Here is a 26069-nt window from a genome sequence, read left to right as displayed (position 1 = left end):
TATCCCTGACAGCCGGTGTCACGTCTGGCACGCAGAACGACAGGCGCTCTCAGATTAACCCTGTCGCCACCGCGTAACAGGCTATCTGCGTTTTGTTCGGCGCATTGAATTTCCGTTGCATATTCTTCTGGTGGAAATTCACCGTATTTTCCGAAATAGAAAGAATCATCGCCACCTCCGCCGAGGTCTTCCCTTCCGCGGTCCATTTCAGAATTTCCAGTTCACGGCGGCTGAACTTCATCTCCGGCGGCATGACCATCTCATCTTCCAGACGCAGGAGCGCCAACAAGCTTAGCTCCGTCAGCATGCGCAGGCGCATCTCCAGTTCATCATCAGGATAAGAGCCCGGTAAACGGTTATTCGCGGAGACGGAGAGAAAACCCTGCGCATGGTTGGGCAACGTCAGGCACTGGGTCACCCCTTTTTTCAGACCATGATCGCGGGCGCCGTCCCATAATGCCGCCGCATCGCGAAACAGCCCATCCTCCCATGGCAGATGGCCACGCATAAAATTCTCCGGGCGTAATACCGGATCTATCGCGAAATAATTCTCGGCCTGGTAGTGCGACATCCATGCGCGGGGATAAGTCGACTGGAAGGTGACGCGGGGGCGAGTGAAAGGCACCGGGTGGCGTACACAAAGCGTGTAGTAATCATATTCCAGCGCTTCGGTTTCTCGTTGCAGGAGATTATAAACCTCCTCACCAGCGGCCACGGACTGAAATTGATGCAGCATATCCCGCCGCCAGCTGAAAAAATCATTGTCCCTCATAGCTGTGCAAATAACTCCTGATTGATAATCATTATTATAAATACAGAAAACTAACACATAAATCTTATTTATATGTATAAAATATTGTCGGTGTCGCATTTATTAGTCTGAAGGCTTGCCTTTTTCCCGTTCTCAGCGCAGAACCTCGTGCTCACTTTCCCGTCATTTTCTACACCCTACAAGGGGGGATGGGAAGCGGTGTATACGGCCACAGGGAGAAATAGCACAAAGAGGTGACGAGGAGCGTGGCGCGCCGCAGGGAAGACAGGCTGTACGCGGCGGCCCTCCCCCGGGAAAGCCGCCACGTCAGCGCATGGTTTACTGCATCAGAAATTTTTCGAGGAACTGGCGAGTACGCGGCTGCTGCGGGGAGGCGAACAATGCTTTCGCTTCTCCCTGCTCGACAATGCGTCCTTGATCCATAAAGATGGCCCGATCGGCAACGTCGCGGGCGAAACTCATTTCATGGGTCACGATAACCATGGTGCGTTTCTCCTGCGCCAGCTGGCGGATGGTGTTGAGCACCTCCCCCACCAGCTCAGGATCGAGGGCCGAGGTTGGCTCATCAAACAGGATCACGTCCGGACGCATGGCCAGCGCGCGAGCAATAGCCACCCGTTGCTGCTGACCGCCGGAGAGGCGACGCGGATAGCTATTCTCTTTACCGCTGAGACCCACTTTCGCCAGCAGATCGCGCGCCCGCACAATCGACTCCTGCTTATCTTCACCTTTTACGATGACCGGCCCCTCAATAATGTTCTCCAGCACCGTACGGTGGGGAAACAGATTAAAGTTCTGGAAGACAAAGCCGACATGCTGGCGCAGCTGGCGAATGAGTCCTTTCTGCGGCCCCATGCTGCGACCGGCGTCGATGGTCACATCGCCAACGCGGATGGTGCCGCTCTCCGGTTGCTCCAGCAAGTTGATGCTGCGCAGCAGAGTGGTTTTACCCGAGCCGCTGGGGCCGATAATCGCCACAACTTCCCCTTTCTGTACCTCCAGGTCGATACCGTGCAGCACCGTCTGGCCATGGAATTTCTTCACCAGGCTTTTCACTTCTATCGCACTCATTTCGGATCACGCTCCTGGCGGTTCAGCTGGTTTTCAAAATAGTTCTGCAGCGAGGAGAGGACGGTCGCCATCACCCAGTAGATCAACGAGGCCGCGAGATACATGGTGAAGACCTCAAGGGTTCGCGAGGTGATAAGCTGCGCCTGACGGAACAGCTCTGGCACCTGGATCGTCGCCGCCAGCGAGGTATCTTTGACCAGGCTGATAAAACTGTTGGACAGCGGCGGCAAAGCGACCCGTGCCGCCTGGGGTAAGATGGCCCGGCGCATCGTCTGCCACGGCGTCATGCCGATACTGGCCGCCGCTTCCCATTGCCCTTTGTCGATCGAGGCGATGGCCGCGCGCAGGGTTTCCGCCGCGTAGGCCGCCGTATTGAGCGACAGGCCGATCATCGCCGCCGGAATCGGGTCAAGCTCGATGCCAAACTGCGGCAAGCCGTAGTAGATCATAAACAGCTGGGCGATAAGCGGCGTGCCGCGAAAAATGGAGATATACATGCGCGCCAGCCATTTTACCGGCCAGAGGGGCGACATGCGCATCAGCGCCAGGATAAAGCCCAGCACCAGGCCGAAAAACATCCCGCCAATGCTCAGCTGCAGCGTAAAGACGGCCCCTTTGAGCAGAAAAGGAGCGGAATCGATGACCAGTTGGATACTTTCTTGCATGCTGTCGTTTCTGTATTAAAGGTGAGGATGATAGGCAAACAGCGCCGGCGCCCCGCCGGTATGGACGAACAAAATCGGTCCTTCATCCTTAAAACGCTTCTGCGTAATGCCGTCGATAAGCCCGGCCATCGCTTTGCCGGTATAGACCGGATCGAGCAAAATACCTTCCAGTTGCGCCAGTAGCTTCACGGCGGCCATGCCTTCCTCGTTCGGCGTACCGTAGCCCGGGGCAAAGTAATCATCCCAGAGGGTGATGTCGGCTTTCGCCTGCAGCTCGAGGCTGTTGGCCACGGCCTGCTGCAGCGCCACCACTTTTGGCAGCTGGTCAGCGACGGAGCGCGATACCGTCACGCCAATCAGTTCCGCCTGCGGCATCAGCTGTTCGAGTCCCACAGCCAGCCCGGCATGCGTACCGGCGCTACCGGAAGCCACCACCACCGATGAGATCTCCACCGCGCCTTCACACTGCTGGGCGATTTCCAGCGCGCTTTCCACATAGCCTAACGCCCCGAGCGCATTGGATCCGCCGACCGGGATGACGTAGGGGCGATAGCCCTGCGCCTCGATGCGGGTCGCCAGCTCGTCGAGCTGTTCGGCAGGATTGGTCAGGGCATCGCACATCTCAACCTGGGTATTAAACAGATCCAGCAGCAGGCGGTTGCCATTGCTCAGATAGTTCTCCGCCCCGGTGCCAATGGGGTTTTCCAGTAGCGCCACGCAGTGCAGCCCCAGCTTCGCGGCGACCGCCGCCGTCTGACGCACATGGTTGGACTGGATCGCGCCGGCGGTGATTAAGGTATCTGCCCCTTCCCGCAGCGCATCGGCGGCGAGAAACTCCAGCTTGCGCAGTTTATTGCCTCCCATCGCCAGCGGCGTTGTATCATCGCGTTTGATAAAAATCTCGCGCCCAAGGTGATCGGACAAACGCGGCAGATACTCCAGCGGCGTCGGCGCGCCAATCAATTCCAGACGCGGAAAGCGGGTTAAATTTTGCAGTGACATGGCCCCTCCTGACTCAGTTATGCTTCATTATGCACACAGTTACGCGCTAAATAAAAAAAGGCGCTTCCAGGAGCGCCTTTTTTCACCACTGACCGTTATTTCGTCACGTCAGCGCCAAACCATTTCTCTGACAGCGCCTTCAGGGTGCCATCTTTCTGCATATCCGCGATCGCGGCGTCAATCGCTTTCAGCAGATCGTCGTTGCCTTTGCGCAGCGCCACGCCGGCCTCCTGACGGGAGAATGCTTCACCGGTTACCGCCAGCGTATTGTTAGTTTTCTTCACCAGATCCAGCGCGGCCAGACGGTCAACCAGAATGGCGTCAATACGGCCTACACGCAGATCCTGGTATTTAGTCGGGTCATCATCATAGGTGCGAACATCAACGCCCTGGACGTTCTGACGCAGCCACTCTTCATAGTTAGTGCCCAGCCCGACGCCGACTTTCTTGCCTTTCAGATCCGCCGCGGTTTTAATCGCGCCTTCGTTACCTTTCTTCACCAGCGCCTGCACACCGGAGATAGTGTACGGGGTTGAGAAATCGTATTTCTTCTTACGCTCATCGGAGATAGTGACCTGGTTAATCACCACGTCAATGCGTTTGGAGTCCAGCGAGGCCAGCATACCGTCCCATTTGGTCGGTTTGAGATCGGCTTTCACGCCAAGATGTTTCGCCAGCTCGTTGGCAAACTCCACTTCAAATCCGGTCAGCTTGCCGTCATCGCCCTGGAAGCTGAAAGGAGGATAGGTGCCTTCGAGGCCCACGCGCAGGGTACCGCGCTCTTTAACCTGATTGAGCAGGTTTTCCGCTGCAAAAGTTTTCACGCTAACGCCAGCCATCAAAACAACGGCCATCGCGCCCATCAGCGCCTGACGACCCAGAAGTGCTAATTTCATAGATACCCCGAAGGTTAGGATTTTCCTGTAGTGTAAGGCGCTTAACGGCCCGGCACCAACATCGTTACGCTACATCTTATGCCAATTTATTATATATGATCCCGATTAGGGTATAGCGAAAATCAGGGCTTTCCTCTCCCGTTTTGCGGGATATCTCCCATACTGCAAAGGTCAGCCTGTTGACGTCTGGAGCATGGAAGATGAAAAACCCCACTTTGTTGCAATGTTTTCACTGGTACTACCCCGCCGGCGGCGAGCTATGGCGTGAAGTCGAAGCGCTGGCCCCCAGCCTGAATGAAATCGGCATCAATATGGTCTGGTTGCCGCCCGCCTATAAAGGCGCCTCGGGCGGTTATTCCGTCGGCTATGACACCTATGATCTCTTCGACCTTGGTGAGTTTGATCAAAAGGGTTCAGTCGCCACCAAATATGGCGATAAAGCGCAGCTGCTGGCGGCGATGAAGGCTCTGAAAGAGCATGATATCGCCGTGCTGCTGGATGTGGTGGTGAACCACAAAATGGGCGCCGATGAAAAAGAAACTCTGCAGGTGCAGCGCGTCGATGAGCACGATCGCACCCAGATTGCCGAGGAGATCATTGAGTGTGAGGCATGGACTCGCTATACCTTTCCGGTGCGGGCCGGGCAGTATTCGCAATTTGTCTGGGACTACAAATGCTTTAGCGGTATCGACCACATTGAGAATCCGACGGAAGACGGTGTGTTTAAAATCGTCAACGATTACACCGGTGAAGGCTGGAACGAGCAGGTCGACGATGAGCTTGGTAACTTCGACTACCTGATGGGCGCCAACATTGATTTTCGTAATCACGCCGTTACCGAGGAGATCAAATACTGGGCGCGCTGGGTCATGGAGCAGACCGGCTGCGATGGTTTTCGTCTTGACGCCGTGAAGCATATCCCCGCCTGGTTTTACAAAGCGTGGATCGAGCACGTCCAGGAGGTGGCACCGCAGCCGCTGTTTATTGTCGCGGAGTATTGGTCCCATGAGGTGGAAAAGCTCCAGCAGTATATCGACCTGGTCGAGGGCAAGACGATGCTGTTCGATGCCCCGCTGCAGATGAAATTTCATGAAGCCTCACGCCAGGGGCGCGATTATGACATGAGCCAGATATTCAGCGGCACGCTGGTGGAAGCAGACCCTTTTCACGCCGTGACGCTGGTGACAAACCACGATACGCAGCCGCTGCAGGCCCTCGAGGCGCCGGTTGAACCCTGGTTCAAGCCGCTGGCCTATGCGCTGATCCTGCTGCGTGAAAATGGTGTGCCGTCGGTCTTTTATGCCGATCTTTTCGGCGCATCCTATGAAGATACCGGCGGCGATGGACAAACCTACGCCATTGAGATGCCCGTTATCGAACAACTGCATGAACTGATCGACGCCCGTCAGCGCTTTGCCCATGGCGTGCAAACGCTGTGGTTCGATCACCCCAACTGTATTGCCTTCAGCCGTAGCGGCACCGACGAGGATCCCGGCTGCGTGGTGGTGATGTCCAATGGCGATGAGGGAGAAAAAACCCTGACGCTGGGCGAGAACTATGGCAATAAACGCTGGCGGGATTTTCTCGGCAACCGGGAAGAGATTGTCGAAACCGACGCTGAGGGTAGCGCGATCTTTACCTGCAACGGGGGTAGCGTGAGCGTGTGGGTGATGGAAGCCGTGCTGTAGTCAGCTGGCGATGTACCTGGCGGGCCGGAACGGGCCCGCCGGAACCTCAGCGCACGGAAGCCCGCGCGCTGACGGCCCCTGTCGTACGCGCTTTGGCCCACGCCTTTTCGCACTCAGGGGTGAGGCGTTCAACGCGAGTCAACGTCATACGATCGTAGGAGAGGGTATTGCCCTCACGCTCGATTGGATAGATATCCAGGGAAGCGGTAACGTTGTAGATCTGGTTATCGCGGTTCATCAGTTTACCCGGCTGCGCGATCACGCGCTGCCACTGGCGGCAGTCGAAGGTATCCCCTTCTTTAGTGACGATCAGGCTGGCGATCGCGTCAGGGCTCATCATTTCACTCTGCGGCCCTTTCGATTGCCAGTAGCCCTCAAGGCCAGCCGGCGCCGGTGCTTTAACGACGTCATCGTAATGATCAACCTGCACACATCCGGCCAGCGCCACCACCATGCCCGCAAAAACTAACTGTTTCATCATTCATCCCACAAGCCGATAAAAAAGTATTGTGGCATTAAAGCGTTAAGCCTTCCACCCCCGCTCCCGGCGGAAAAACCGGGCAAAACAGGAACGGGCAGCACCGCCTTCATTTGAAATAAGGAAATTCCGAAAATAAAATAATGTTTGGGGCGTAACCATAGCATCTATGGGCACTTTTTGTTTTTAATCCGCTCACACTACCGGTTCTCGACTTTACTTTAAGAGTTTTCCTGGCAAATTATATGCATAGATGCGGAATAGTTTAACGGAACTAATAGGTTCTTTCGTAAACCTACTATTACTGCTCGCAAGGACTGCTTCGCACAATGCGTGTGAAGAGAATATCGTTACGTGTTGATTGAGGATGGGTCATGTCAACGATGATTATGGATTTGTGCAGTTATACCCGGTTAGGCTTAACGGGTTATCTGACCAGTCGGGGAATAAAAAAACAGGAAATCGTTGAGGTCCATTGCGCGACAGATTTGCAAAAACATTGCGCGTCGTGTTGTCCGGCAGTGGTGTTTCTTAATGAAGACTGCTTCGTGCATGATGATGAAAGTAATGGCATTATTCGCCAGATCATTACGCAAAACCCGGCGACGCTGTTTGTTATCTTTATGTCGCTGGCAAACATTCATTTTGACCGCTATTTGCGGGTACGGAAAAACCTGCTGATCAGTTCGAAATCGATAACGCCAAAAGACCTTGATGTTATTCTGGTTAATTATCTAAAATACAAAAATAGCAGTCTGGGGCAATTAAATTTACCGACGTTGTCGCTGAGTAAAACAGAATCAAATATGCTGCAAATGTGGATGGCCGGGCACGGCACGTCACAAATTTCAACGCAAATGAACATCAAAGCGAAGACGGTATCATCGCATAAAGGCAATATTAAAAAGAAAATACAAACGCACAATAAGCAGGTGATTTACCATATCGTTCGACTGACCGAAAACGTAACGTCAGGTATTCAGGTGAATCTGCGTTGAAACAGACTGGCGGTAGTACCGCCAGTCCCGTTTTATGAGGCTTCTTTTTCGACGAAGATCCCATCCGGATGCCCTATTTCGTTGAAAAACCAGATCCCTAAAGGATAGTCTTCCAGCGAAACCAGATACATCGTCCCTTCACTAAACGACTCAATTGCCAGCACTACCCCCGATCGACGTGGGCCACCGTCGGTCTTCACCGTGACACGATCGTTCACCTGCATATTCACTCTCCTCTATTTTTCAGCCAGTGTAGAACAAAACCACGCAACTCGCAGCGTCGCGGCCCATGACTGGTGTTTTTTTAGACCGACTATACTTAAAGAGGGTTGAGCGACGCTCAGCGAGGGGGTAATGATGAAGAATCGATTGACTGGCCAGGCCGGAAATGACGTTGATGTCAACGTGGATGCGCTACTGGCAGCGATTAATGAGATTAGCGAAAGTGAAATCCATCGCACTCTGGACGACCCACAGCGCGCCAGCATTGATGGCCGCGGGTCACATACCTGGCGCGAACTGGCGGAGGCATTTGAGCTCGACATTCACGATTTCAGCGCCAGTGAAGTTAACCGCTAACGGCAGGCGAAAAAAATCCCGACTCGCAGGAGTCGGGATCAAACTTGCTAATGCAAGAAGCACTTGAAAATTCGTTACACCGGGAAATCCGATGCGTTAAAACATTATCCTCAATTATTTTGCATGACAAGCGATATTCATGACGCAAATTATTGAGAATGTTAGCGCTTTGCTTTGAGCAGGGCTGCAGGGCTGATGCGAGAAGGCTTCGCCGCAAACCGGTTTCATTCGATAGCGCGATCCCCGTCGAACACTTTAAGAAAAATCTCATTTCGCCTGATTCGGGCGAAACGTTTTGCTCACGCTTCGCTGCGAAAACAGACCTGATTGCGGCCGTTCTGCTTTGCCAGATAGAGACGACGATCGGCCACCGACTGTAAGGCTTCAAACTGATACTCCCCCTGCTCTTCGCTGGTACTGACCCCCAGCGAGGCACTGACCCGCAGCGTCACATTGTTATGTAAAAAGACCTCCCGGCCCTGAATTCGCAGGCGTAGCCGCTCTGCCACCGCCACCGCGTCCTGTAGTGTGGTATTCGGCAGCACGACACAAAACTCCTCCCCGCCCACGCGGCCCAGCAAGTCATCCTCACGAACGGTGCTGGCAAGGGTACTGGCCACCGTCGACAGCACTCTGTCACCCGCCTGATGGCCATAGCGATCGTTGATGCGCTTGAAGTGATCCAGATCGAGCTGGATCACCGACAGCGGCCGTCCACTGCGCTGGCAGGCGCTGGCTACCGCCATCGCCTGTTCAAACAGCGCCCCGCGATTGAGCAGACGGGTTAAGGCATCATGCCATGCCTGCCATTCAAGGGAGGTTTGCAGGACGCTCATATTGCGGACCATGCGGCGGATCACCAGCCAGGAGAGCAACAGCATCAAGGTGAAGAGGACCCACATCAGGGTCAGGGCGATGGTGATGGTGCCAAAATTGCCCCGCACGCCTTCCCGCAGGGTGTGGATCCGCAGCAACACGCCGTCAAAATTGCGCAGTTTGGCCCAGCTGATATAGCGCGTCAGCAAGCGCAGCCCCCCCTGGTTATCATGGACAAACGCGCGGCTGAGCAGTTCCTGTTCCCTGGGGGACAATAGCGTCAGGACATTCCCCGGCGCGGAAGAGGCCAGCAGGTTCAAATGGCTATCATAAAGCTGGTACTCCCCCTCCTGCCCGCCCTGCATGGCGCTGACCAAAAACGCTTTTATTTCACTGACCGAGAAATCCATCGCCAGCACCCCGCGCCAGTAACCGGCGAAATCCAGCGGTATCGAAGCGGTGACCACCTGCTCTTCCAGCTGCGGGTCATCGTCAGGAAAGGTTTGCCAGATAACGCCCCGCCCCGGATTATTCCGCTGGCTCTGTCGGGTAAACCAGAGGGCGCTGATGGCTTGCGAATAGTGGGTCATCACCTGCGACTCGTCCCGCAGCGGCAGGGTCGAGGTGAAAAAGCCGCTGCGAGAGATATACTGCATCCGCTCGGCGAAATCGCGGTCATGTTGCGTCAGATTCAACAGATACCCCAGCTCCAGCGTCGCCATCAACTCATCAGCCGCGAGCGGATCGTCCTTCAGCAGTATAGGGTTGTTACCGACGACGCTCCCCGAGACGCCAAACACCGGCAGCGTACGACGATTCGGCAGCGCTACTCGCCAGGCCTCCTGGTGACGCTGGCTCAGATAGCGCTGACTGGCGCTACGCAATACGTCGATATCGAGCGGCTGCTCAAGGGCAGACTGCATGCCGTGGCGAAAAAACATCATCCGGTCAATATTGAACTGCAGCAACCCATCCATTTCATGGGCGACATTAGCCAGATTATTGCGCTGGTTGGCCACATAGGCCTCTTCCAGGACGTTGATTTCACGCCAGATCAGTAACGTGGAGAAAAAAAGCACCACAATAAAACAAACGTTAACCACATGCGCCGGGCGAGTCAGGTGGCGGAGCTTGTTTATCTTCAACCGAAGTGGCTTATCCATCATTATCTCGCAGTACGTTGCGCAAACCTGACGACATCAGCGCCCCGGCTGGTGTCGACGCCGGGCGCGCTTTTAGCGTAGACGACGCAGCGCCGTCACGCTGCGTGCAGCCACTCTACTTCACTGACCGGCGCAGACTGCTCACCACTTTCACGCCCGCCAGCACCACTGCGCCAATGATAAAACCCAGCACCAGGTTGGCAATGACCGGCAGCAGGGAAGCCAATATCCCGCCCAGCCCCGCGCTCCAGTGCTCAATGGCATGATGCAGTGGCGCAATGCCGTGAACCACAATCCCGCCGCCGACAAGGAACATCGCCAGCGTCCCAACGATGGAGAGCACTTTCATCAGCCAGGGGGCTACCACTAACAATCCTTTGCCCAGCCATTGCGCCAGCGCAGCGCGTTTCTCTGCCAGCCAGTAGCCCATGTCGTCCAGCTTAACGATCACCCCCACCAGGCCATAGACCCCGATGGTGACCAGAATCGCGATCCCCGAGAGGATCAGGATCTGATTGAGCAGCGGCGCTTCCGCCACAATGCCGAGGGTGATGGCGACAATTTCCGCGGACAAAATAAAATCGGTGCGAATCGCCCCTTTCACTTTGTCACGCTCAAAGGCCAGCGGGTCACGTTCCGCCAGCGCCTGAAGACGCTGCTGCCGTTGCGCAGGGTCCTCCTTGTGCTTACGCGCCTCCAGGCTGTGAAGGACCTTCTCCACCCCTTCAAAACAGAGGAATGCGCCTCCCAGCATCAGCAACGGCGTAATCGCCCAGGGGATAAAAGCACTGATCAATAGCGCCAGCGGCACGAGGATCACTTTATTAATGAACGAACCTTTCGCCACGCCCCAGACGACCGGCAGTTCACGATTCGCTCGCACGCCGGTCACCTGCTGAGCATTGAGCGACAGATCGTCGCCCAATACCCCGGCTGTTTTTTTCGCCGCCAGCTTGCCCATCACGGAAATATCGTCCAGCAGCGTGGCGATATCATCGAGTAATGTTAAAAGACTACTTCCTGCCAAAATAATTTCCTTCTCTTTTCATCAATGTCTCCCTCGAGTATGCGTTAAAAAACGGCCGGTGCCCAAGGTACAATTAGTCAATATAAATTTAACAAACTCGGGCAAATTAAGCGCTCGCCAGCGCGATAGTTTTCACGTTTACTATATGTCCCCTTTCTATCTCTGCACCGTCGTGAGGAAGTATGTCTACCCGTCAGCTGTTACCGCTTATCGGGGCGCTGTTTGCGCTGTATATCATTTGGGGCTCTACCTATTTTGCCATCGCCGTCGGCGTCGCCAGCTGGCCGCCGCTGATGATGGCCGGTATTCGCTTTCTCTCTGCCGGCGTGCTACTGCTGGGCTGGCTGCTGGCCACCGGCCATAAGCTGCCAGCCCGCCGGCCGCTGCTTAACGCCGCGCTGATCGGGGTCTTGCTGCTTGCCGTCGGCAACGGCTTCGTCACTCTCGCCGAACATCAGCACGTTCCGTCAGGGATCGCGGCGGTGATGGTCGCCACCGTGCCGCTGTTCACGCTATGTTTCAGCCGCTTTTTCGGCATCGCCACCCGTAAACTGGAGTGGCTGGGCATTGCCATTGGCCTGGCAGGTATCGTCATGCTCAACAGCGGTGGCAACCTGAACGGCAACCCCTGGGGCGCACTGCTGATCCTGATTGGTTCGCTAAGCTGGGCGTTCGGCTCGGTTTACGGGTCGCGGATTGAGCTGCCGACCGGCATGATGGCGGGGGCTATCGAGATGCTCGCCGCCGGGATCGTCCTGCTGGTCTCGTCATGGCTGACCGGTGAGACGTTAACCCATGTCCCCTCGTGGTCCGGGATCGCCGCCCTGGCCTACCTGGCTATCTTTGGCTCGCTAATCGCCATCAACGCCTACATGTTTTTGATCCGCAACGTCACCCCGGCGGTAGCCACCAGCTATGCGTATGTTAACCCGGTGGTGGCCGTCTTGCTCGGCACCGGGTTTGGCGGTGAAAGCCTGTCGCTCATTGAATGGCTGGCGCTGGCAGTGATTATTTTCGCCGTAGTGCTGGTGACGCTGGGAAAATATCTCTTCCCCGCCCGCAGCGAGGCTACTCCTTGTAAGGCGGCGAAGTAAACGCCAGCTCGCGGATCCCCTGCGTATCGATCTGCGCGTCGTGCCCGGCGCCGCAGATCCACTCTTCCAGACGCTCGGTGAGCGCCTCATCATTTAGTTTCAACCGGCCGCGCAGGGCGCATTCCCAGATGATAAGCACCCGCCAGCCCTGCTCAGCCAGCTGTTGCCGGTCGCGGGCGTCACGCGCCACGTTGCCGGCGATTTTATCCAGCCAGAAAGCCGTCCGGGTGGCCGGCACCTTAAACAGATAACAGTCATGGTGATGCCAGAAACAGCCGTGAGTAAAGATAACGCAGCGGTAGTCGGGTAAGGCGAAATCGGGGCGTCCTGGCAGCGCGCGATCCTGGGCGACAAAGGTGAATCCCGCCCCGGTCAGCAGCGCCGCTATCCGCTTTTCAATCGCCGTATCGCGCGTGGCGATAGCCCGCATATTTTTACTGCGCGTGGCTTTATCGTGAACATCCGCCATCGTTATCATCCGCTTCGCGACGCGCCACCGCCTGGGCGATACGCGGCGCCAGGAGCTTCGCCACCGCGGCGAAGACCGGAACCACCACCGAGTTGCCGAACTGACGATAGGCCTGGGTATCCGACACTGGAATGCGGAACCGTGAACCCTGGGGCGATTCAAAGCCCATCAGCCGGGCGCATTCGCGCGGCGTCAACCGGCGAGGCCGCCGCTGTTGGTTCTGTGGATCGTCAAAATGCTGCTCGCCCAACGGCCGGTCCCAGCCGCGGTCGACGAGAATTTCGGCACCGTCTTTATAGTAGCGGGCAGAGAGTGTTCGAGCCACGCTGTGGGGATTACCGGGGTCTACCAGGCCATAACCAAAGCCATTACCCCGCGCCTGATGCTTGCGGGCATAACGATAGAGATATTTCCACAACACCGGCGTAAGGATAAATTTGGCATCCACCGTCGGCTCCAGCAGCTCGCCAAACGTCGGCCGCACCGCCGGATAGAGCGCAGCGATATCGCGCAGCGTAAATCCTTCATGCAGCTGCAGGTCGCGGCGGAAACCCACCAGCACGATGCGCTCCCGGTGCTGTGGTAAGAAATGGCGCCCGTCGATGACCTTAGGGTCATCCGGCCCGGTATGCCCGGCATCGGCCACCTCATACCCCAGCTCATCCAGCGTCTGCATGATGATGCGGAAGGTGCGCCCCTGATCGTGGCTTTTGAGGTTTTTGACATTCTCCAGCACAAAAATCGCCGGCTGACGCGCGGCGATAATTCTCACGACATCAAAAAACAGCGTCCCCTGGGTTTCGCAGGCAAAGCCGTGCGCGCGCCCCATGGCATTTTTTTTGGAGACGCCGGCGAGTGAGAAAGGCTGGCAGGGAAAGCCAGCCAGTAAGACATCATGCTGAGGAATCGTCTCGCGGATATGCTGCGCCGCTTCTTCATCGCTGACATCGGGGCGGTGGCTGAGCGTGACATCGCGGATATCTTCATTAAAACGATGCTGTTGCGGATCACAGTACCAGTTGGCCTTGTAGGTACGCACCGCGTGCTTGTTCCACTCGCTGGTAAAGACGCACTGCCCGCCGATGGCTTCAAAACCGTTGCGGATCCCGCCGATACCGGCAAACAAATCGACAAAGCGGAACGCATAATGCGGGTGATGAGCTGGCGGCGCCGGCAGCAGCGTCGCCAGATGGGCGATCTCCTGCGGACGCAAACGCCCCGCCGCGCGGGAGAGCGCCGCCACGCGCTTGAGGATCGCCGCGCTCCAGTGCTGTTCGCCGACGCTTACCAGTTCGGCGACCAGCGTTTTCACATCATAGATCGTCATCAGCTGACGCAGCAGCGCCTGAGCCTCTTCCCCGGCCTGCTCAGCCAGCGGCAACGACCTGTTTTCCTTAATTAACTTTTGCGGCATATCCTCAACCAGCGCGGACGATTTTTGCAGAGAGTACCATAAATCACCGGTCGGTTGACGCCTGCGGTGCAAAGCGGCGTAAAACCGCTTCATCCAGCGCCAGCGGCTCCCCCTGCAGCTCCGCGCTAAGCTTGGCCATAAATTCGACGAGGAAGCGGGCATTGTGCTGCGCCATCTCTTTTCCTCTGGTCGTCTGCATGGTCTCCGGCAGGCGCAGGAGTTTGCACTGGAAATGGTCAAGGGCATATCTGCGGTCATCCAGCGCCCGCCGGTCAGCAAATGGATCTTCAGCATCAAACAAGATGGTATTCAGGGCGCCGGCGACGGCGAAGACGCGCGCCAGACCAATCGCCCCCAGCGACTCAAGACGGTCGGCATCCTGGACGATTTTCGCCTCCAGCGTGCGTGGCGGGATCGCCGCGCTGAAGCTGTGCGCCTCGATGGCATGGCTGACCGCCGCGTAACGCTCCACGGGAAAATCGGCAAAAGAGGACTGTAGGATCGCGAGGGTTTTCTCGGCGGCCATCATCGAGGAACGGCTTCGCTCCGGATGATTCTTCGGCAAGCTGACGATGTCATGAAAATAGCAGGCCGTGAGGAGTACCAGTCGGTCGACCTCCTCCCCGGCGGCCAGCTGGGTAGCCGTGGCCCAGACGCGACGAAAATGGGACAGATCGTGTGCGGCATCATCCTGCGCGTGGTGCGTCAGTATCCAGTGCTCATATCGTTGCTGCCAGTCAACCAGGTTCATAGGCTTTCCTTTATGTGAAGGTCAGCCTCGAGCATAGCAACTTTACCGCTGATGATCCCGCTCGCCGCGAGACGGCCGGGTATACCAGACAACCGCCCCGAGGATCGCGCCAATGCCCGCAAGGACTAACATCCCCAACAGCGCGCCAAGCCATTTTCCCGCTGTGGTTCCCAAATCGCCCTCCACGCTGGCGCCGGGAACGCTGTGAATTTTTCCGACCACCCACCAGTAACGCACGATGACCCAGACACAATATCCGCAAAAAGCATACAACGCCCATAACGCGAGCTTCCCTCCGGGGCTGCGTTTTGCCTGCTCTTCCATCTCATTCCTCTCCGTGACACAACACACTACCGCCACTCAAAACGTGACAAGCATCACATTATACCGCCAACCTGCGCAGCAGGCAGCAGTTTCATCCCCATCTTCTGCGTCAACCTGCGACTTATGCTGCCGGTGAGCGGGCGCTGGAGTGTTTTATTTATTCTTCTCCCCATGCGAAAAGTTTATTCCGGCGCGGGAGATCGCGTGTTGTATTGATAATATATTGATTATTTTTGCCGGCCAAAAAGCAATTTTCGTGATGAATGATGCCTTGATGTTAATTCATACAACTCATTTCATTAAGTTAACAAAATTAATCAAACCAAGTCATATCCCATTGCTATATAATAAAATAATATTCCACCAAAAATTATTCACAAATAATATAAAGAACCAAATTGAAATAAATTGAAATGTTTTATATTATTTATTTACATCTTTTATTTTAAATAAAAATGAACTTAGTCGTTAGTATCTGATAGTCATTCCGGAGGGATTGTCATAATTCATAGAAATTATTATTAAAAGGGAATATATAATGAAAAGAAAAGTACTGGCACTCATGGTACCGGCATTATTAATGGCCAATGCCGTTAATGCCGCGGAAATCTATAACAACAACGGCAACAAACTGGACCTTTACGGAAAAGTCGACGGCCTGCACTACTTCTCTGACGACACTTCAGAGGATGGCGATCAGACCTATGCTCGCTTTGGTATAAAAGGCGAAACGCAGATCGCTTCCGAGTTAACCGGCTACGGTCAGTGGGAATACAACATTCAGGCAAATACCACTGAAAAAGAAGGCGCAAACTCCTGGACCCGTCTGGCCTTCGCTGGTCTGAAGTTTGCCGACTACGGCTCACTGGACTACGGTCGTAACTACGGCGTGGTGTACGACATTGAATCCTGGACCGATATGCTGCCGGAATTCGGCGGCGATACCTACACCCAGACCGACGTTTACATGACCGGCCGTACCAACGGCGTGGCAACCTACCGTAACAGCGACTTCTTCGGCCTCGTCGACGGTCTGCATTTCGCTCTGCAGTATCAGGGTAATAATGAAAACGCCGGTTCTGGCGAAGGCACTAATAACGGCGGCAAACGTAAACTGGCGCGGGAAAATGGCGACGGTTTCGGTATCTCCAGCTACTACGATCTTGATATGGGGATCAGCGTAGGGGCAGCGTATTCGTCTTCTGACCGTACCCATAACCAGCTGGCAGAGGCTCGTAGCAGCCAGCGCTACGCCAATGGCGATAAAGCTGACGCCTGGACCGTCGGCGCGAAATATGACGCCAACAACATCTATCTGGCCGCCATGTATGCTGAAACCCGCAACATGACCTTCTACGGCAACGATAGTTTTGGTGGGATTGCCAACAAAACGCAGAACTTCGAAGTGGTCGCGCAGTATCAGTTTGACGACTTTAATTTACCGCTGCGTCCGTCTGTCGCCTATCTGCAGTCGAAGGGTAAAGATCTCTACACCTATTCTCGCTACGGCGACAAGGATCTGGTCAAGTATGTCGACGTGGGCATGACCTACTACTTCAACAAAAATATGTCCACCTATGTGGATTACAAAATCAACCTGCTGGATGAAGACGACCGCTTCTACAAAAACAGCGGTATCGCGACCGATGACATCGTCGCCCTCGGCCTGGTCTATCAGTTCTGATCCCCGTCAAAGCCCGCGTTCAGCGGGCTTTTTTATGTTCCCGCTCCGTTGAGATCACTCTTTTCGACATTGCCGCTTTCCAGGCGTACCTTCCCTCTTTATGATGCGTTTAAGCTCGTTCGGGCAAAAAGCGGCGATAAGGTCCTAAAAGGATAAAGCGCGCTACCGCGTCTCTACGCTGAAACCAGGACGATGATGATGGCGATACCCCAGCGCAGGCGTTATACCTGAAGCTAACGGTGTGATTGAAGGGGAATGGTCATTAAGAGAAAAGTGGCGGAGAGAGGGGGATTTGAACCCCCGGTAGAGTTGCCCCTACTCCGGTTTTCGAGACCGGTCCGTTCAGCCGCTCCGGCATCTCTCCGCTGTTGTGGTTGCTATAATGCCAGGATCTTTGGCATTTTAATAGCTCCCGTTTCGGTAATCGTGTTCAAGTGACGACTTTGCGAGCAATATGATGTTTAAATGGCCCTGGAAAGCAGATGATGAGTCCGGCAACGCAGAGATGCCCTGGGAGCAAGCGCTTGCCATTCCGGTTTTAGCCCATCTTTCTCCCACTGAGCAGCGCAAGCTTACTCAGTTGGCTGCCCGTTTCTTACAGCAAAAACGTCTGGTGGCGCTGCAGGGGCTGGAGCTCACCCCGCTGCATCAGGCACGCATTGCCCTGCTCTTTTGTCTGCCAGTGCTTGAGCTGGGAATAGAGTGGCTGGACGGTTTCCATGAAGTGCTGATCTACCCAGCCCCGTTCGTCGTGGATGATGAATGGGAAGATGATATTGGTCTGGTCCATAACCAGCGGGTGGTGCAATCGGGACAAAGCTGGCAGCAGGGGCCTGTAGTGCTGAACTGGCTGGATATTCAGGACTCCTTTGATGCGTCAGGCTTTAACCTCGTGGTGCACGAGGTGGCGCATAAGCTGGATGCGAGGAATGGCGATCGGGCCAGCGGCGTGCCGCTTATCCCATTACGCGAGGTTGCCGGCTGGGAGCACGATCTCCACGCGGCAATGAACAATATTCAGGATGAGATAGACCTGGTGGGGGAAAGCGCCGCCAGCATTGACGCCTATGCCGCCACCGACCCCGCGGAGTGCTTTGCCGTCCTCTCGGAATATTTTTTCAGCGCGCCCGAGTTGTTCGCGCCCCGCTTCCCCGCCCTGTGGCAGCGTTTTTGCCACTTCTACCAGCAGGATCCGCTGCAGCGGATACGTGAGAATGGCCTGCAGGATGAAGACAATCGGCGCATTGTTCACTAAAACAACGCCTTGGGCTAAATTTAGCCAGTTGAATCAGCAAGTTAATTTTAGTGTTGACACAAAAATGCGAGGCCAGTAGTATGCGCCTCGTTCACACGATTCCTCTGTAGTTCAGTCGGTAGAACGGCGGACTGTTAATCCGTATGTCACTGGTTCGAGTCCAGTCAGAGGAGCCAAATTCCTGTTTTCATGCATCCTTGCGAATCATTATATGATGTTAGTTCAACAGGTTAGCGTGAAAATTCTTCCCGGTGCATTTTGATTTTACCCTCCGCATCGGGAAAAATTGGTGGTCAAATCTGGGGTCAGGTTAGTTCGATAATGGAGTGACCCCCATATGTCCCTTAGCGACGCGAAAATCCGCACTCTCAAGCCCTCTGATAAACCCTTTAAAGTCTCCGATTCCCACGGTCTGTATCTGCTGGTCAAACCGGGTGGCTCACGTCACTGGTATCTCAAGTACCGTATTAACGGTAAAGAATCCCGCATTGCGCTGGGTGCCTATCCTGCCGTCTCCCTCTCTGATGCGCGACAGCAGCGTGAAGGTGTCCGTAAAATGCTGGCGCTGAATATCAACCCGGTACAGCAGCGGGCTGCTGAACGTGGCTCACGAACACCGGATAAAGTTTTTAAAAACGTGGCGCTGGCGTGGCATAAAAGTAATAAAAAATGGTCGCAGAACACCGCTGACCGTCTGCTTGCCAGCCTGAACAATCACATCTTTCCGGTTATCGGGAACCTGCCTGTATCAGAACTTAAACCCCGTCATTTCATTGACCTGCTGAAAGGGATCGAGGAAAAAGGTCTGCTAGAAGTTGCGTCCCGCACGCGGCAGCACCTGAGTAACATAATGCGCCATGCGGTCCATCAGGGGTTAATCGATACGAACCCGGCAGCAAACCTTGGCGGCGTGACCACACCTCCTGTCAGACGGCACTATCCTGCCCTGCCACTGGAGCGGCTGCCTGAACTGCTTGAACGTATTGAGGCATATCATCAGGGCCGCGAACTTACCCGGCTTGCCGTCCTGCTGATGCTGCATGTGTTCATTCGCTCCAGTGAACTGCGTTTCGCCCGCTGGTCAGAGATTGATTTCACAAACCGGGTCTGGACGATACCCGCGACGCGAGAACCCATTATTGGCGTGCGTTATTCCGGGCGCGGGGCCAAAATGCGAATGCCGCATATCGTCCCCCTCTCAGAACATGTCATCGCCATTCTGAAACAGATTAAAGATATCACCGGTAATAATGAACTGGTCTTCCCCGGCGACCATAACCCGTATAAGCCAATGTGTGAAAACACGGTCAATAAGGCACTGCGGGTGATGGGTTACGACACGAAAAAGGATATCTGCGGTCACGGCTTCCGGGCAATGGCATGCAGTGCGCTGATGGAATCGGGTTTATGGGCAAAGGACGCAGTAGAACGCCAGATGAGTCATCAGGAGCGCAATACCGTGCGCATGGCTTATATTCATAAGGCAGAGCACCTAGAAGCCCGCAAGGCGATGATGCAGTGGTGGTCGGATTATCTGGAAGCATGCCGAGAATCTTATGCACCGCCTTATACAATTGGTAAAAATAAGTTTATCCCATAGTATACTAACGAATCCCACACTCTGGCAAATTACCACCACCTCCACAGGAGGTGGTTCTATATAGACTTTTATCAACTTCATGACGAAAAACACCTATTTTATCCCAAAAGAAGACAATAGAGTCACAGAGGAATCAAAGAGCGACTCAATTGTCTTTGGACAGTCTGGTTGTGAGGTTAGAAAACAGTTACTCCTACACCATTAAATAGGGCGCAATGCTCGCTAATTTCTCCCGGGTTTCTGTCAGTTCGCGTTCCGGCGTAGATTGCGCGATGATTCCCGCCCCCGCCTGTATCCAGCAGCGCTGGCTATCCTGAAATACGGAACGCAGAACTAGCGCCGCATCAAAGCGCGTATCGTCCAGCAGCAGGATTGCGCCGGAATAAAGCTCTCGCGGCGTCTTCTCAATTTGCATAATCGCGTTCAGAGCAGCATTTTTAGGGATACCTGAGGCGGTAATCGACGGAAACAGCACGGTAAACGCATCCCAGGCATCCTTGTTTTCCGCAAGCTGACCGCTCACGCCAGACCCCAGATGCTGAACGCTGCCGCGCTGGCGAACCGACATTAAATCTTCAACCACCACGCTGCCCGGCTGGCAAACGGCCTCCAGTTCAGCAATAGCTTCTTTGACAGAAAGGATATGCTCAAGCACCTCTTTACTGTCGTGCAGCAGTTCTGCCTCTTTCGCCTTATTATGCTCCGGGTTTCCCATGCGATCGCGGGTGCCCGCAAGCGGTTCAGTGACCACTTTATTGCCCGTCACTGACATCACCAGTTCCGGGCTAAAGCCCAGCGCTTCGCGTCCTTCCTGACGGAACATAAACGAGCGCACAGGTGTGTTTGCCTGCCGCCCGTATAACAGCGTGGCGGGCATATCAATCCGCGATGGCAGGGGAATGGCGCGCGAGACAATCACTTTGACATACTCGCCACGGCGGATCTCCGCAACGGCGCGCGCAACCTGTTGTTTATATGCCTCACCATTGAGGGCGGTATCCACCGCCAGTGGTGCGTTCTGCGTCGTTGTACCGGCCTCTTTTACCCACTCGCACAAACGTCGGCACCCGTCGGCGGAGTCCGCATAAACGGTGACATTTCCCTTTTCAAAAATAAGTTCTTCACGGGGAACGGTTAACGTCAGCAGCGGCCACTCCCCGGCGTTAAAGGCAATCCCCCGCGCATGCGCCGCAAAGTTGAACCCAACTTGTCCATATACCCGACGTCCTTTCACCTGAGGATGCGCCATAAAACGACGCGCGCAGTCGGCAATGGAATCCACCGCCCATTTTTGCTCCCCGGCATCATCAATAAATGTCGCCTGCGTTCCGTCGGCATTAATGTGCAGCCGTGCCTGGCACCCTTTGCCTAAATACCAACAGGGTTGACGCTCATAGACATAACACTCTTCTTCTGCGAACTGGCGTAAAACGCCAGAAATCGTCGGTAGCCATTGTTCCTCTGGTAACGCCAGATGTAGAAATTCACTGATTTTCATCCCTTACCTCTCTGTGTTATTCCCGGATCAATCAATTGCGCTTGTCATCAGTTCTCTTGCCGAATGCAGCCGGATATAAGCAACCCACGCCGCCAGCAACGTGAATGCCCCGGCAAACAGGAAGCAGGCCGCATAGCCAAAATGTTGAGCAACAACGCCACCGATAACGCCTGCCAGAATGGCGATTGCCGCGTCAGTACATTGAAAGAGGGTGAAGTCGACACCGGCCTGCAAAGGCGATGAAAGCGACATCAGCGTGGCGTAAAGACAGACCAGCGCGCAGGCCAGCGAAATGGACTGGACAATGACCAGACACTGGAGAATCGGCAGCAGCAGATGACCCGGCGCCATCATGAGCGTCATCACCACCGCCAGCAGCGCGATCCCCTGGACGCCATAAGCCGTCAACAGCGCTCTGCCGGGTGAGGTGTATTTCATCAGCAATCCGCCTGCCAGCGTTCCTGCTATGCCCGCTGCAATATTGCCGCCGCTGAACAGCGCGCCCAATGCGGACATGCTCACCCCATGATCCAACAACAGCGGTGCCAGAAGAGGCAGCACAAACCGCATGCCTGAATTCAGCATCAATACCAGCAGTAAGCCCAGGCGCGCCTGCTTCCTCCTTAGCGCATAACCTAACGCCGGAACATGCGGGATAGTCGCTGTTCGCGTCGGCTCCGTAATGCGCCACAGCGGGAGTGACAGCGCCATAATCAGCACCGCCATCATCAGCATGGCGACAGGCCAGCCGGATGCCGCCGACAGCATCAGGAACACCCCGCCGCCGCACATCATTCCCAGATAGCTGCCGCCGACCTGCACGCTGTTTCCCCAGCCGTAACCCGTGCGGGTCAGTTGATCGACGCAAAAGCCGTCGCTGGCGATATCAATGGTGGAGGCGACCGTGCCTGCCACCATAAACAGAACAAATAACGCGACGATTTGCGTATCGGGGAATCCCCCTTCTCGCCCAAACCAGCCAATCGCTGCGGCAATAGTCAGGATCGCCGCTAGCGCGACCTGACCACGCAGGATTAACATGCGGGAACGGCGCTCCTGGCTACCGGGCGGAAGCCGCCAGCGCTCGATCCACGGCGCCCAAATAAACTTCAGCGCCCAGGGCAGCATAAACAGGGTTGTCGCACCGGCAAGCGCCAGCGAACCGCCAGCAGCGCGCACCAGCGCGGGTAAGGACTGCATAGACAGCGCCGATACCAGACTCTGCGTCACATAGACGCCGGCAATAGCAAAAATCACCCGCCCGGTCGTCAACGTCAGCGGTTTCACATTCGACTGAACATCACTCATGCACCCACTCTCCAGACGCGGAAACCCCGTCGTCGCGCCACACGCGCGCGGCCATTTGCGCCTGCCACAGCGCCTGATAACGTCCATGATGTGAGAGCAATTGCGCATGAGTACCCTGCTCAACCACCTGTCCCTCTTCCATCACCAGAATGTTTCCGGCCCCGGCGATGGTGGATAAACGGTGAGCGATGATAATCACCGTCCGGTTGTGAACCAGGTTATCGATCGCTTTTTGCACCGCCAGCTCGCTTTCAATATCCAGCGCGGCAGTCGGTTCATCGAGAATGACGACCGGCGCGTTTTTCAATAACGCTCTGGCAATGGAAATCCGCTGGCGCTCGCCGCCCGATAGCTGGCCGCCCATCTCTCCCATTGGCGTCAGCCAGCCTTGCGGAAGACGGGAAATAAACTCAAGGCACTGCGCCGCGCGGGCGGCCTCTTCTACCTCCTGCCGCGTCGCCTGTGGGCGCGCGATACGGATATTCGCCAGCAGCGTGTCATCAAACAGCCAGACATCCTGGAAAACAACAGAAATCAGGCTATTGAGCTGTTCCGGCGTCAGGCGGCGAATATCGACGCCGCCAATAGAAATCTGCCCTTGCTGCGGATCGGCATAGCGCATTAACAGTTTGGTGACCGTAGTTTTGCCTGCGCCGGAGGCACCCACCAGCGCGCTCATACTGGCTGCCGGGAACGTCAAAGAAACATGATTAAGCGCGTGGCCGTCGCCTTCTTCGTAGCGATAGCTGACGTTGTCAAAGCGGATATCGTAACGTTCCGGCATCTCGCTTTGCTCTGCGACGGGAAGCGGTGCTATCGCCATAAACCGCTCAATCCGTTGCAGGGCGCTGGCGATCAGTTCCACAACCGAGGTGTAGCTGATAAACATCGCCATCGGTTCTGCGAAGCGCATAATCATCGCGACGGCGGCAATCAAAAAGGCGAGGTTCAGAGTGCCCGTCACTACCCAGACGATCCCGGATAACACCACCACCTGTAGGCCCAACTCCACGACGCTGGCGATCAGCATCGTCGCGCCAGCGCCCTGACGGTGAGTGCGGGTCTGTAAGTTTTCCAGCGCATTGAAATGCGCCAGCAGCGCCCGGCTTTTATCGGCATCGCTGCCGCAGGTGCGCAATACCATCATCCCCTGAGCAAATTCAACGATATCGCCGCTCAGACGCTGGTGCGCTTCCCCCAGCGTCTGCATTTGTCGCCGCATCGCCGGGCGGCGCCAGTAATAAAACGGCACCAGCAGAGGGAAGATCAGCAACATCACCAGCCCCAGCCGCCAGTCTATCCACAATGTCGCCAGCGACGCCGTCAGCGGCGTGACAATGGTGAGCAGCAAAATATTGGCTATCGCAATAACATAATTGAGATTTTCATCCACGCTGCCCAGCAGCAAGGCGTTCATTTCACCCGCCCTGCCGCGCTGGAGCTTCTCCAGCGGCACGCGGCGTAACTGCTCGCCAAGTCGCAGGCGCAACTCATGGGTGGCCTGCGCCAGATGACCACGGTATTCAAAGCCCAGGCCATACCAGCGTAGCACCAGCGTCACAATTGCGGCGACGCTGAAGGCCATAGCCCAGTTAAGAAGTTGCGGCGCGTCTCCCCGTAACAGCGCATCAATGATCGGATAAAGACAGGCAAAGGCGATCCCCTGCATGAATGCCGCCAGCAACAGCGCCAGCATACTGCGTCGCAGCATCCTGGCCTGACTGCCAACGCTGGAGATAAGCTGGCGCCAGATGACGCGCCAGGCCAGGTTATCCGCAGGATTATTGTCTTTCATTTTCCACCACCTCTTCCTGTGTTCCACCCGGCACCCAATGCTGCGCCTGCTGATAGTGTTGCCAGAGCCGTTGATACAGGCCGCCCTGCGCCAACAGTTGCGTATGGTTCCCCATTTCCCTGAGCTGTCCGTCGGAAAACAGCAATATCACATCGGCCTGAGTCACCATTGAGAGACGATGCGCGACCATGATGACCGTCCGGCCACGCATGGCCGCCGCGAGCGCCTTGATAAGCGCCGCTTCGTTTTCCGGGTCAGCAAACGCCGTCGCCTCATCGAGCACCAGGATGGGGCGATCCTGCAAAAGCGCCCGGGCGATAGTAATGCGCTGCCGCTGGCCGCCGGAGAGAAATACCCCACGTTCCCCGACTCGTGTGTTGTAACCTTCTGGCAGAGCGCTAATAAAATCATGGGCCTGCGCCACTCTGGCCGCCGCTATTACCGCCTCCAGCGGCGTATCCGGCGCGCCCAGACGAATGTTATTGGCTATCGTGTCGGCAAAAAGAAAGTTGTCCTGAAACACAAACGAGAGTTGCTTCATCAGGGTGTCCGTCTGCATATCACGCAGATCCACGCCGCCAATACGGATATGGCCTTTGTCCGGGTCGGCGTAACGCAGCAGCAAGCGCGCCACGGTGCTTTTTCCGGCGCCGCTTGGCCCGACCAGCGCCACAATTTGCCCGGCAGGCACATGAAAGCTCACCTCCTGCAACGCGGCACCAGTACGCGCTTGCGGATAATGAAAGCTCACCTGCTCAAAGGTAATGCTCGCCTCTTGCGGCTGCTGGTCAGACTGCGGCAGCGATAACTCCGGCATCGCGAGAACCTGATAAATACGCTGAATGCTTAAACGCGTTTGCGCGACCAGGTTATTGAGCATCATCATTGGCATTACGGCTTCGGCCATTCCGCTGCCCAGCAGTAAAACGGCCACCCACGCGATAAAATCGAAACTGCCATAGTGCAACAGGCCGTATCCCGACCAGATCAGGACAAACAGGGTCGGGAGAGGATTCAGAATCGAGAAGGAAAAACGCGCTGAAAAACCGGCTTTGCGATACCAGGTTTTGAGCACATCGACCCACTCTTCAAGGGCGCGTTGATAGCGCAAAAAACTGGTGCTGCCGCTATCAAACGTTCTCACCACGGGCATGGCCTGCACGAACTCAATAACCGCCGCGCTAACCTGCTCGCGCGCCTTATGATAACGCTGAGCCATATCTTCCGAACGCTGGCGGGCGAGCACGAGAACAACCGATCCAAACGCCAGTACCCCCAGCGTCGCGATTGCCAGCCGCCAGTCCAGCCAGAACAAGATAACGATTGTCGCCAGCGGCATGATGATCGCGCGGGCATAGAGCGGCGTGCTGTCGGCCACAAAAATATGTAACGACTTCACGTCATCCAGCATCACTTTCGCCACTGACCCGCTGCCCATTTGCTGTAACACGCCAGGCGGAAGCTGCAATGCTTTACGGGCTAACCTGCTGCGCAGAATGTTCTCCAGATGAAAAGCCGCGTAATGAGAGGTGTTGAACGCCTGTAAGCGCAGAACAAAAGTTAAGACCACGCAGCCGATCACGCCGCCCAGCGGCCAGGCCGGAATAGCGTCAGGCGTCGCGCGAATGTCACGCAGGCTCCACGCCAGAAAAAGGAGCGCCCCCAGGCTGGTTAATGCCGCCAGCCCCGCCAGCGCCATAGCTAAAATAACCTTCCTGCGAA

At 55.6% G+C, this 26069-nt stretch carries 24 protein-coding genes and 2 tRNA genes; 8 read left to right on the top strand and 18 right to left on the bottom strand.

Features of this window, described 5'->3' with window-relative positions; genetic code table 11:
* Nucleotides 1-49: 49 nt before the first annotated feature.
* The 5 genes from sdiA to tcyJ form a co-directional block, all read right to left on the bottom strand.
* Nucleotides 50-772, bottom strand: coding sequence for a transcriptional regulator SdiA (gene sdiA, locus DTA24_RS10580; protein ID WP_008804217.1), 723 nt, complete (start codon nt 770-772; stop codon nt 50-52).
* A gap of 318 nt (nt 773-1090) precedes the next feature.
* Nucleotides 1091-1843 (bottom strand): L-cystine ABC transporter ATP-binding protein TcyN, encoded by a 753-nt coding sequence (gene tcyN, locus DTA24_RS10575; protein ID WP_022065150.1) that lies wholly within the window; start codon nt 1841-1843, stop codon nt 1091-1093.
* Complete coding sequence (gene tcyL, locus DTA24_RS10570; RefSeq protein ID WP_008804215.1) at nt 1840-2508, bottom strand: cystine ABC transporter permease; 669 nt, start codon at nt 2506-2508, stop codon at nt 1840-1842. The genes tcyN and tcyL overlap by 4 nt, the downstream gene beginning before the upstream one ends.
* Before the next feature lie 15 nt (nt 2509-2523).
* Nucleotides 2524-3510, bottom strand: a complete 987-nt coding sequence (gene dcyD, locus DTA24_RS10565; RefSeq protein WP_012541230.1) for a D-cysteine desulfhydrase — start codon at nt 3508-3510, stop codon at nt 2524-2526.
* A gap of 95 nt (nt 3511-3605) precedes the next feature.
* The gene (tcyJ, locus tag DTA24_RS10560; RefSeq protein ID WP_008804213.1) at nt 3606-4406 is read right to left on the bottom strand and encodes a cystine ABC transporter substrate-binding protein; all 801 of its coding nucleotides are present in this window, start codon (nt 4404-4406) and stop codon (nt 3606-3608) included.
* 200 nt (nt 4407-4606) lie between these two features.
* Between tcyJ and amyA the strand changes: the two genes are divergently transcribed.
* Nucleotides 4607-6094: an alpha-amylase gene (gene amyA / locus DTA24_RS10555; RefSeq protein WP_008804212.1), complete on the top strand. Its 1488-nt coding sequence runs from the start codon at nt 4607-4609 to the stop codon at nt 6092-6094.
* A gap of 46 nt (nt 6095-6140) precedes the next feature.
* Here amyA and yedD read toward each other — a convergent pair whose 3' ends face one another.
* Nucleotides 6141-6575, bottom strand: a complete 435-nt coding sequence (gene yedD, locus DTA24_RS10550) for a lipoprotein YedD (RefSeq protein ID WP_162493239.1) — start codon at nt 6573-6575, stop codon at nt 6141-6143.
* A gap of 371 nt (nt 6576-6946) precedes the next feature.
* Here yedD and rcsA point away from each other — a divergent pair, with 371 nt between their 5' ends.
* Nucleotides 6947-7570, top strand: a complete 624-nt coding sequence (rcsA, locus tag DTA24_RS10545) for a transcriptional regulator RcsA (RefSeq protein WP_008804210.1) — start codon at nt 6947-6949, stop codon at nt 7568-7570.
* Between the two features lie 32 nt (nt 7571-7602).
* Here rcsA and dsrB read toward each other — a convergent pair whose 3' ends face one another.
* Nucleotides 7603-7794 (bottom strand): protein DsrB, encoded by a 192-nt coding sequence (gene dsrB / locus DTA24_RS10540; RefSeq protein ID WP_012541227.1) that lies wholly within the window; start codon nt 7792-7794, stop codon nt 7603-7605.
* Nucleotides 7795-7927: 133 nt separating this feature from the next.
* Here dsrB and DTA24_RS10535 point away from each other — a divergent pair, with 133 nt between their 5' ends.
* Nucleotides 7928-8149, top strand: coding sequence for a YodD family protein (locus tag DTA24_RS10535; RefSeq protein ID WP_032691215.1), 222 nt, complete (start codon nt 7928-7930; stop codon nt 8147-8149).
* 299 nt (nt 8150-8448) lie between these two features.
* Here DTA24_RS10535 and dgcQ read toward each other — a convergent pair whose 3' ends face one another.
* Nucleotides 8449-10128 carry a cellulose biosynthesis regulator diguanylate cyclase DgcQ gene (dgcQ, locus tag DTA24_RS10530; protein ID WP_032731028.1) on the bottom strand — a complete coding sequence of 560 codons (1680 nt, stop codon included), beginning with the start codon at nt 10126-10128 and terminating at the stop codon, nt 8449-8451.
* 115 nt (nt 10129-10243) lie between these two features.
* Nucleotides 10244-11155, bottom strand: coding sequence for a DUF808 domain-containing protein (locus DTA24_RS10525; protein WP_008804206.1), 912 nt, complete (start codon nt 11153-11155; stop codon nt 10244-10246).
* 182 nt (nt 11156-11337) lie between these two features.
* On the opposite strand from DTA24_RS10525, the gene yedA reads away from it, so the two are divergent.
* Nucleotides 11338-12249: a drug/metabolite exporter YedA gene (gene yedA, locus DTA24_RS10520; RefSeq protein WP_008804205.1), complete on the top strand. Its 912-nt coding sequence runs from the start codon at nt 11338-11340 to the stop codon at nt 12247-12249.
* Here the strand turns inward: yedA and DTA24_RS10515 are convergent.
* The 4 genes from DTA24_RS10515 to drpB all read right to left on the bottom strand — a co-directional run bounded on the left by DTA24_RS10515 (nt 12224) and on the right by drpB (nt 15207).
* The gene (locus DTA24_RS10515) at nt 12224-12718 is read right to left on the bottom strand and encodes a very short patch repair endonuclease (RefSeq protein ID WP_023340419.1); all 495 of its coding nucleotides are present in this window, start codon (nt 12716-12718) and stop codon (nt 12224-12226) included. The two genes, yedA and DTA24_RS10515, sit on opposite strands and share 26 nt — an antisense overlap.
* Nucleotides 12699-14099, bottom strand: a complete 1401-nt coding sequence (locus tag DTA24_RS10510; protein WP_012967658.1) for a DNA cytosine methyltransferase — start codon at nt 14097-14099, stop codon at nt 12699-12701. The genes DTA24_RS10515 and DTA24_RS10510 overlap by 20 nt, the downstream gene beginning before the upstream one ends.
* 76 nt (nt 14100-14175) lie before the next feature.
* Nucleotides 14176-14883, bottom strand: coding sequence for a phosphohydrolase (locus tag DTA24_RS10505; RefSeq protein WP_008804202.1), 708 nt, complete (start codon nt 14881-14883; stop codon nt 14176-14178).
* A 42-nt stretch (nt 14884-14925) separates the two neighbouring features.
* On the bottom strand, nt 14926-15207 hold the full coding sequence (gene drpB, locus DTA24_RS10500; protein ID WP_008804201.1) for a cell division protein DrpB: 282 nt from the start codon (nt 15205-15207) through the stop codon (nt 14926-14928).
* A gap of 538 nt (nt 15208-15745) precedes the next feature.
* Between drpB and ompC the strand changes: the two genes are divergently transcribed.
* Nucleotides 15746-16891, top strand: a complete 1146-nt coding sequence (gene ompC, locus DTA24_RS10495; protein ID WP_008804200.1) for a porin OmpC — start codon at nt 15746-15748, stop codon at nt 16889-16891.
* Nucleotides 16892-17165: 274 nt separating this feature from the next.
* Here ompC and DTA24_RS10490 read toward each other — a convergent pair.
* Nucleotides 17166-17255: transfer RNA gene (locus tag DTA24_RS10490), tRNA-Ser, on the bottom strand.
* Nucleotides 17256-17345: 90 nt separating this feature from the next.
* Between DTA24_RS10490 and mtfA the strand changes: the two genes are divergently transcribed.
* From mtfA to DTA24_RS10475, 3 genes are all read left to right on the top strand, one after another.
* Nucleotides 17346-18146: a DgsA anti-repressor MtfA gene (gene mtfA, locus DTA24_RS10485; RefSeq protein ID WP_008804199.1), complete on the top strand. Its 801-nt coding sequence runs from the start codon at nt 17346-17348 to the stop codon at nt 18144-18146.
* 100 nt (nt 18147-18246) lie between these two features.
* Nucleotides 18247-18322, top strand: a tRNA-Asn gene (locus tag DTA24_RS10480).
* A gap of 161 nt (nt 18323-18483) precedes the next feature.
* A complete protein-coding gene (locus DTA24_RS10475) occupies nt 18484-19746 on the top strand; it encodes a tyrosine-type recombinase/integrase (protein WP_123836819.1) in 1263 nt (420 codons plus the stop codon).
* 193 nt (nt 19747-19939) lie between these two features.
* On the opposite strand, the gene ybtS is transcribed toward DTA24_RS10475, so the two are convergent.
* The 4 genes from ybtS to ybtP are packed head-to-tail and all read right to left on the bottom strand — an operon-like array spanning nt 19940 to nt 26046.
* Nucleotides 19940-21244: a yersiniabactin biosynthesis salicylate synthase Irp9/YbtS gene (gene ybtS, locus DTA24_RS10470; protein ID WP_000703040.1), complete on the bottom strand. Its 1305-nt coding sequence runs from the start codon at nt 21242-21244 to the stop codon at nt 19940-19942.
* 27 nt (nt 21245-21271) lie between these two features.
* Nucleotides 21272-22552, bottom strand: coding sequence for a yersiniabactin-associated zinc MFS transporter YbtX (gene ybtX, locus DTA24_RS10465; RefSeq protein WP_123836818.1), 1281 nt, complete (start codon nt 22550-22552; stop codon nt 21272-21274).
* Nucleotides 22545-24347: a yersiniabactin ABC transporter ATP-binding/permease protein YbtQ gene (gene ybtQ / locus DTA24_RS10460; protein ID WP_002212761.1), complete on the bottom strand. Its 1803-nt coding sequence runs from the start codon at nt 24345-24347 to the stop codon at nt 22545-22547. Before ybtQ ends, ybtX begins: the two co-directional genes overlap by 8 nt.
* Nucleotides 24334-26046 carry a yersiniabactin ABC transporter ATP-binding/permease protein YbtP gene (gene ybtP, locus DTA24_RS10455; protein ID WP_001327262.1) on the bottom strand — a complete coding sequence of 571 codons (1713 nt, stop codon included), beginning with the start codon at nt 26044-26046 and terminating at the stop codon, nt 24334-24336. The genes ybtQ and ybtP overlap by 14 nt, the downstream gene beginning before the upstream one ends.
* Between the last annotated feature and the right edge of the window lie 23 nt (nt 26047-26069).

This window comes from Klebsiella sp. P1CD1 (assembly GCF_003790505.1).
Classification (GTDB): Bacteria; Pseudomonadota; Gammaproteobacteria; order Enterobacterales; family Enterobacteriaceae; genus Klebsiella; species Klebsiella variicola.
The sequence above is the reverse complement of the archived record's forward strand: the minus strand, read 5'-3'. Positions and strand labels throughout refer to the sequence as shown.